The organism is Escherichia sp. TW14182, from assembly GCF_000208525.1.
GTDB classification, from domain to species: Bacteria; Pseudomonadota; Gammaproteobacteria; order Enterobacterales; family Enterobacteriaceae; genus Escherichia; species Escherichia ruysiae.
The window spans coordinates 1-6448 of the sequence record NZ_AEJZ01000124.1; the positions used below are offsets into that span (position 1 = coordinate 1).

The 6448-nt window shown below is 52.8% G+C and carries 8 protein-coding genes; 1 reads left to right on the top strand and 7 read right to left on the bottom strand.

From position 1 onward, the window contains the following. The first annotated feature begins 607 nt into the window (after window positions 1-607). Window positions 608-733, top strand: a complete 126-nt coding sequence (timP, locus tag EQY_RS27215) for a small toxic inner membrane protein TimP (protein ID WP_249940739.1) — start codon at window positions 608-610, stop codon at window positions 731-733. Window positions 734-764: 31 nt separating this feature from the next. On the opposite strand, the gene sseB is transcribed toward timP, so the two are convergent. The 7 genes from sseB to iscA form a co-directional block, all read right to left on the bottom strand. Beyond that, window positions 765-1541, bottom strand: a complete 777-nt coding sequence (gene sseB / locus EQY_RS0111715; RefSeq protein ID WP_024212542.1) for an enhanced serine sensitivity protein SseB — start codon at window positions 1539-1541, stop codon at window positions 765-767. A 141-nt stretch (window positions 1542-1682) separates the two neighbouring features. Continuing rightward, complete coding sequence (gene pepB / locus EQY_RS0111720; RefSeq protein WP_000133603.1) at window positions 1683-2966, bottom strand: aminopeptidase PepB; 1284 nt, start codon at window positions 2964-2966, stop codon at window positions 1683-1685. Window positions 2967-3023: 57 nt separating this feature from the next. Then, window positions 3024-3224: a Fe-S cluster assembly protein IscX gene (iscX, locus tag EQY_RS0111725; RefSeq protein ID WP_000523619.1), complete on the bottom strand. Its 201-nt coding sequence runs from the start codon at window positions 3222-3224 to the stop codon at window positions 3024-3026. Window positions 3225-3235: 11 nt separating this feature from the next. Further along, window positions 3236-3571: an ISC system 2Fe-2S type ferredoxin gene (fdx, locus tag EQY_RS0111730; RefSeq protein WP_001124469.1), complete on the bottom strand. Its 336-nt coding sequence runs from the start codon at window positions 3569-3571 to the stop codon at window positions 3236-3238. Window position 3572: 1 nt separating this feature from the next. Then, the gene (hscA, locus tag EQY_RS0111735) at window positions 3573-5423 is read right to left on the bottom strand and encodes a Fe-S protein assembly chaperone HscA (RefSeq protein WP_001196584.1); all 1851 of its coding nucleotides are present in this window, start codon (window positions 5421-5423) and stop codon (window positions 3573-3575) included. Window positions 5424-5439: 16 nt separating this feature from the next. After that, window positions 5440-5955 (bottom strand): co-chaperone HscB, encoded by a 516-nt coding sequence (gene hscB / locus EQY_RS0111740; protein WP_000384413.1) that lies wholly within the window; start codon window positions 5953-5955, stop codon window positions 5440-5442. A 95-nt stretch (window positions 5956-6050) separates the two neighbouring features. Further along, entirely contained in the window at window positions 6051-6374 is a 324-nt protein-coding gene (gene iscA, locus EQY_RS0111745; RefSeq protein WP_000028953.1) for an iron-sulfur cluster assembly protein IscA, read from the bottom strand. Window positions 6375-6448 lie beyond the last annotated feature (74 nt).

Sequence of the window (6448 nt, forward strand, 5' to 3'; positions counted from 1 at the left end):
AAATAGGTTTTTTACAGACAAAAAAAACCCGCCGAATTTGGCGGTTTTTTGTTGCTGGTCTGGTTCGCGGCCTTTCCAGCTGGTTGTATTACTGCAAGTGTATCTCGTCTACTCAATACTCGCTTTATGCATCAACGATGTCAAGTAGATAAAAAAGGATAGGTTTTGAATTCATTTGGCTTATTAGTCCGAATTCAGACAAATATAAACAAATCCCGCTCAATATTTAAAATACTAACCGGTAAAAGATATTACTTAAACGTGTAAATTCACTTTTCTTAAAAAACAAAAAACTGCCAAAATCAGGCGGTTATTTGTTGCCGGTTTGGTTCGCGGCCTTTCCAGCAGGTTGTATTACCGTAGTAATGCAAGCGCGTCTCAGCGGAGGCAATACTCGCCAGTAACTCTCTTTTTGTCAAGCAAAAGAGAGTTATTATTGTTCTGTTAGTGTATTATCCACTGCGGCTCTTTCCGCCGTCTCGCAAGCGGGCGCTGGCTTAAGGAAAGGATGTTCCGCGACCGTTAGGGTAAGCGCGTCTCAGTGCTTGCTATCGCGGCAATATCGCCAGTGGTGCTGTCGTGATGCGGTCTTCGCATGGACCGCACAATGAAGATACGGTGCTTTTGTATCGTACTTATTGTTTCTGGTGCGCTGTTTTCCGAAGTAAATAATAACCGGAGTCTCTCTGGTAATAATTTACTGGTGGCTAACATCCTTCAGAGCAGCAAGTAAGCCCGAATGCCGCCCTTTTGGGCGGCATATTTTAGATTATCCGATTCTGTTTAAAATCACGCAGAAATCCACCCCAGCGACGTTCATAGAATGGCGCAATATGTTCGGTAATAAAGTGGCTAATTCCTTTTTCCCCTTTTTTCACCTGGCAAATATCAATAGGTTCATCGCCAGGTAATGTATCGGTCGCTACACTTCCCGCCGCCTGAATAATTTCTTCGATATCACCATCGGCTTCAATGCCAATAAGCAAATTAGGCTGTGCCTCTTCGCTCTCTTTAATTGAACAAATGAAAGCGCGCTTCACCGGCTTAATGGTTTTAAATAAGGTAGTGAGTGAATCAATCATTTGTGCTGGCGGCTCTGCGACTTCCGATAATATCAGCGATTCACCACCTTCCAGTACTTCCTGACTGCTCAGCGGATTCCCTTCTTCACCGATCAACAAACTGATTTCACGCGGCATAAATTCTTTACCGGTTGGCAGTTTGGCATTAAGGAAGAGCGTTTCGCCAAGGGTCATCTCAAACAATGTGCGAACGGGCATTACGACAAATGCCTGTTCGTCTTCAACCGCCTGTTGAAGTGCTTCTAACGAGGTAAAAAAAGGAATGACGCTGGTGCCGTCTTCTTTTTCCCAGTGCTGTAAATCAAGCGCGCTATCTTCAACCACAGCCTCGCCCTGCGCCGCCGTACCCGGCACCCAGACGGTGGATTCCAGTAGAGTACGGAAAAAGGCCGGGCGGTGCGCCGGTTCGGTTGCTGCTTTTTCCAGCAGGTCTTCAAGTTCGTTTTTTGTTTCGGACATAAGAACCACAATTCATTCAACGTTCGGGGCACAAGTGCCTGATGCGCCACGCTTATCAGGCCTACAAGGGAGTCGCAATCTATTGGATTTTCGCAATTTGTAGGCCGGATAAGGCGTTTACGCCGCATCCGGCATATTAGTTTACGCCGTTAACAGATTAGCAATCGTGCGCACACCTAGCCCGGTCGCGCCCGCAGACCACTGTTCAACCGGCGATTTACGGTAAGTCGCCGAGCAGTCGATATGCAGCCAGCCTTGCTGATAGTTCTCAACAAAGTGCGACAGGAAGCCCGCCGCCGTGCTCGCGCCTGCCGGATACGCCGCGCTTCCGGTATTGTTCAGTTCCGCAAAGTTAGACGGCAGCTGGCTGCGGTGGAACTCCGCCAGCGGCAGACGCCAGAACGGTTCATTCTCCTGCGCGGCACTCGCCAGCAAGCGACCGGCAAGCGCATCGTCAAAACTGAACAGCGCGTGATAATCATTACCCAGCGCAGTTTTCGCCGCCCCGGTGAGGGTCGCCGCATCAATGATCAGTTCCGGTTTCTGCGCACTGGCATCAATCAGGCCATCGGCCAGCACCAGACGCCCTTCGGCATCGGTGTTCATCACTTCGACTTTTTTACCGTTGCGATAGGTAATAATATCGCCCAGTTTGAACGCGTTGCCGCTGATCAGGTTATCCGCACAGCAGAGGAACAGCTTCACGCGCTTGTTCAGTCCGCGCGTAATGGCAAACGCCAGCGCCCCGGTAACCGTTGCCGCGCCGCCCATGTCCGACTTCATCGAGTCCATAAATGCGGTCTGTTTGATGCTGTAGCCGCCGGAATCAAAGGTGATGCCTTTACCAACCAGGCACGCGTACACCGGCGCTTCTTTATCGCCAGTCGGGTTGTAATCCAGCGCCAGCAATACCGGCGAACGTTCTGAACCGCGTCCGACGGTGTGCAGCCCCATATAGCCTTGTTCGCGTAGATCTTCGCCTTTGGTGATCCGATAAGTCACACGATCGCCTGCGACGTTGCTGATCAGATCAACAGCACGCTGTGCCAGTTGTGATGGCCCCAGTTCTTCCGCCGGTGCGTTGATGGTGTCACGCACCCAATCGATGATCATCAGGCGGTTATCCAGTTCCTGGCGTTGGGCATCGTCCAGATCCGGCCACTCTACTTTACGCGTGCCTTTCGGAGCTTTGTAACCTTGCCAGAATGCCCAACAACGATCCGCATCCCAGCCTTCACCGCTTAGCTGAACATGTTTGATGCCCAGACCGTCAATTTTGCGCGCTGCACGTTGGATAAGGCCCGGATCGTCAGCCCCGTTCAAATGCAGGGTAATGCCATCATTATTAATGCTGTAAGTCGCTTTTTCTCCCCAGCGCGCGTCGGCAGGTTGGGTAGAGAGGGTAATTTTCATCGCTTCTGTCATTTTAGTTATCCTTATTTGTTTAACAGCAAAACGGGCTACCCCAGGCAGCCCGTTTATTCACTCAGCTTCGTCCAGCCAGACTAACAAAATCGCTTCGAGGATTTTCTCGTTAGATGCCTGCGGGTCGTCGTCGAAATCTTCCAGCTCGCAAATCCACTGATGCATATCGGTGAATCGAACCGTTTTCGGGTCGAGATCGGGATACGCATCGTACAGTGCTTCGCCAATTTCGCGGCTATCGGTCCACTTAAGTCCCATACTAACCTCTGTTAATGCTCACGCGCATGGTTGATAGTGTAACGCGGAATTTCGACCACTAAATCTTCGTCAGTGACACGCGCCTGGCAGCTTAAACGGCTTTCCGGCTCCAGTCCCCAGGCTTTGTCCAGCATGTCGTCTTCCTGCTCAGAACTTTCCGGCAGCGAGTCAAAACCTTCACGAACGATGCAGTGGCAGGTGGTGCAAGCGCAGGATTTTTCACAGGCGTGTTCAATCTCGATACCGTTACGCAACGCAGCATCAAGAATAGTTTCACCGCTATTCGCTTCCAGAACAGCGCCATCAGGGCAGAGATCCTGATGAGGCAAAATAACAATCTTTGGCATATTAAACCTCGTCCACGGAATGGCCTTTCAGCGCACGACGAACCGACTGGTCCATGCGGCGAGCGGCGAAATCCTGGGTTTGTTTGTCTACGTTTTTAATCGCTTGTTCGATGGCGTCAACGTCATCGCCCTGCGCCACTTCACTCAGGTGAGCGGCAGCATCGTCAATGACCTGACGCTCTGCGGCGCTTAACAGCGCGGCATCAGCAGCCAGCGCGCCGTTCAGGCTTTCCAGCACGCGCGCCGCTTCGACTTTTTGTTCTGCCAGCATACGGGCCTTTACGTCCTGCTCGGCATAGCTCATTGAGTCTTTGATCATCGAGGCGATTTCGCTGTCGGTCAGACCGTAAGACGGTTTGACCTGAATAGATGCCTCAACGCCGGTGGATTTTTCCATCGCCGTCACGCTTAAAAGACCGTCAGCATCGACCTGGAACGTCACGCGAATATGCGCGCCGCCAGCCGGTAGCGCCGGAATACCACGCAGCGCAAAACGTGCCAGTGAGCGACAGTCCTGCACCAGTTCGCGCTCACCCTGCATTACATGGATAGACATCGCGGTCTGGCCATCTTTAAAGGTGGTGAAATCCTGGGCGCGAGCCACCGGAATCGTGGTATTACGCGGGATCACTTTCTCCACCAGGCCGCCCATGGTTTCAAGCCCCAGCGACAGTGGAATTACGTCGAGCAGCAGCATTTCGCTATCCGGCTTGTTACCCACCAGAATATCCGCCTGAATCGCCGCACCAATGGCGACGACTTTATCCGGATCGATGGAAGTCAGCGGCGGACGACCGAAAAATTCGCCTACCCGTTCACGCACCAGCGGCACGCGAGTAGAACCGCCAACCATCACCACTTCCAGCACTTCATCAGCTTCAACACCTGCATCTTTCAGTGCTCGACGACAGGCCAACAAGGTACGTTTTACCAGCGGTGCGATCAGTTCGTTGAATTGTTCACGGCTGATTTCGCCCTGCCAGCCCGCGACGTTAACGGTCACAGAGTCCGCATCGCTCAGCGCGATTTTGGCTGCAATGGCGGCATCCAGCAGTTCACGCTGAACGCGGTTATCGCTACGATCAGGAATGCCCGCTTGCTCGCGAATGTAATCCGCCAGCAGATGGTCGAAATCATCGCCGCCGAGCGCGGAATCACCGCCGGTCGCCAGCACTTCGAACACGCCGCGACTTAAGCGCAGAATGGAAATATCAAACGTCCCGCCGCCGAGGTCATAAACGGCGATCACGCCTTCCTGACCGGAATCCAGCCCGTAGGCGATAGCCGCAGCGGTCGGTTCGTTAAGTAAGCGCAGAACATGCAACCCTGCCAGACGCGCCGCGTCTTTGGTGCCCTGACGCTGGGCATCGTCAAAGTACGCCGGAACGGTGATAACTACACCATCCAGCTCGCCTGCCAGGGCTTCAGTTGCCCGCGCCGCCAGTGCTTTGAGGATGTCCGCAGAAACGCGCACCGGGTTCAGCAGCCCCGCCGCCGTTTCAATCATCGGCAGGCCGTTTTCGCTGGCCTGGAATTGATAAGGCAGATGTGGATAGCGTTGCTGGATATCAGCCAGCGAGCGCCCCATCAGGCGTTTAACAGAACTAATGGTGTTGGCGGTGTCACACGCTGCGTTAGTACGCGCGTCATAACCCACCGAATGCCCTTGCTGTTGATAGTGAACAACAGACGGCAGCAGGTGACGGCCTTCATGGTCGGCTAACGTTTCGGCCTGACCGCTGCGTACTGTCGCCACCAGCGAGTTGGTTGTGCCCAGGTCGATACCAGCCGCCAGACGACGCTGATGCGGCGCAGCACTCAAACCAGGTTCACTAATTTGTAATAAGGCCATGTTTAGCTTCCAGAAATTAAAAATCGAGCAGTTTTTCTTCGAGTTGTTCGGCACTGCTTCGCAGTTTATCGAGAAAACGCAGCTTACGCACGGTATCCGCCGCCGCGTCCCACGTCTCGTTGTCTAACTGTTCAACCATCAACTGATGGCGCGTATCAAACATCTTTTTAACGCGTTTGATAAAGCTTTCCAGCCGCGCTTCGTCTTTCGCCTGTTCGATCTCGTCCAGTTCTTCACGCAGTTCCAACTGTTCCATCAGGAACGCGGTGTCGCGCACAGTATGCTGCTCGCTGGCGAGATCAAAACCGTGCAATGAAAGCAGGTATTCTGCCCGCATCAATGGATGACGCAGCGTTTGCCATGCCTGGTTAATGGTTGCGGATTGCTGTACGGCGGCGAGTTGTTCCGCCTGGCTTCCGCTGGCGAATTTATCAGGATGATACTGACGTTGTAGATCCTGAAAACGCAGGCTCAGTGCCTGGGTATCGAGTTGATAACGGGCAGGCAAGCCAAAGAGGGTGAAGTAATCCATAACATTCTCAGGGCTGCGATCCGCCGCGATGGCGGCGAATCAGGTAAAACAAACCCCACGCGCAGGCGACCACGGTGGGGTTATCGGTATGCGCATCAGACGTGGAAGCTTTCGCCGCAACCACATTCATCTTTTACGTTCGGGTTGGTGAATTTAAACCCTTCGTTCAGGCCTTCTTTTACGAAGTCCAGTTGCGTACCGTCCAGAAATTGCAGGCTTTTGCCATCGACCACGACTTTCACGCCTTTGTCTTCAAACACGATGTCTTCCGGCGTCGGTTCGTCAACAAATTCCAGTACATAAGCCATACCTGAACACCCGGAGGTTCTCACGCCCAGACGCAGGCCAAACCCTTTACCACGGTTAGCCAGAAAGGTATTTACTCGCGCTGCTGCACTGTCGCTCAGTGTAATCGACATAACCAAACCTCAACTCTTATTTTGCTTCACGTTTGCTTTTATAGTCCGCAATGGCGGCTTTGATCGCGTCTTCT

Coding starts and splice junctions, on each gene's coding strand:
- pepB (WP_000133603.1), bottom strand. CDS start 2,966: ATGACAGAAGCGATGAAAATTACCCTCTCTACCCAACCTGCCGACGCG.
- iscA (WP_000028953.1), bottom strand. CDS start 6,374: ATGTCGATTACACTGAGCGACAGTGCAGCAGCGCGAGTAAATACCTTT.
- iscX (WP_000523619.1), bottom strand. CDS start 3,224: ATGGGACTTAAGTGGACCGATAGCCGCGAAATTGGCGAAGCACTGTAC.
- hscB (WP_000384413.1), bottom strand. CDS start 5,955: ATGGATTACTTCACCCTCTTTGGCTTGCCTGCCCGTTATCAACTCGAT.
- sseB (WP_024212542.1), bottom strand. CDS start 1,541: ATGTCCGAAACAAAAAACGAACTTGAAGACCTGCTGGAAAAAGCAGCA.
- timP (WP_249940739.1), top strand. CDS start 608: ATGAAGATACGGTGCTTTTGTATCGTACTTATTGTTTCTGGTGCGCTG.
- fdx (WP_001124469.1), bottom strand. CDS start 3,571: ATGCCAAAGATTGTTATTTTGCCTCATCAGGATCTCTGCCCTGATGGC.
- hscA (WP_001196584.1), bottom strand. CDS start 5,423: ATGGCCTTATTACAAATTAGTGAACCTGGTTTGAGTGCTGCGCCGCAT.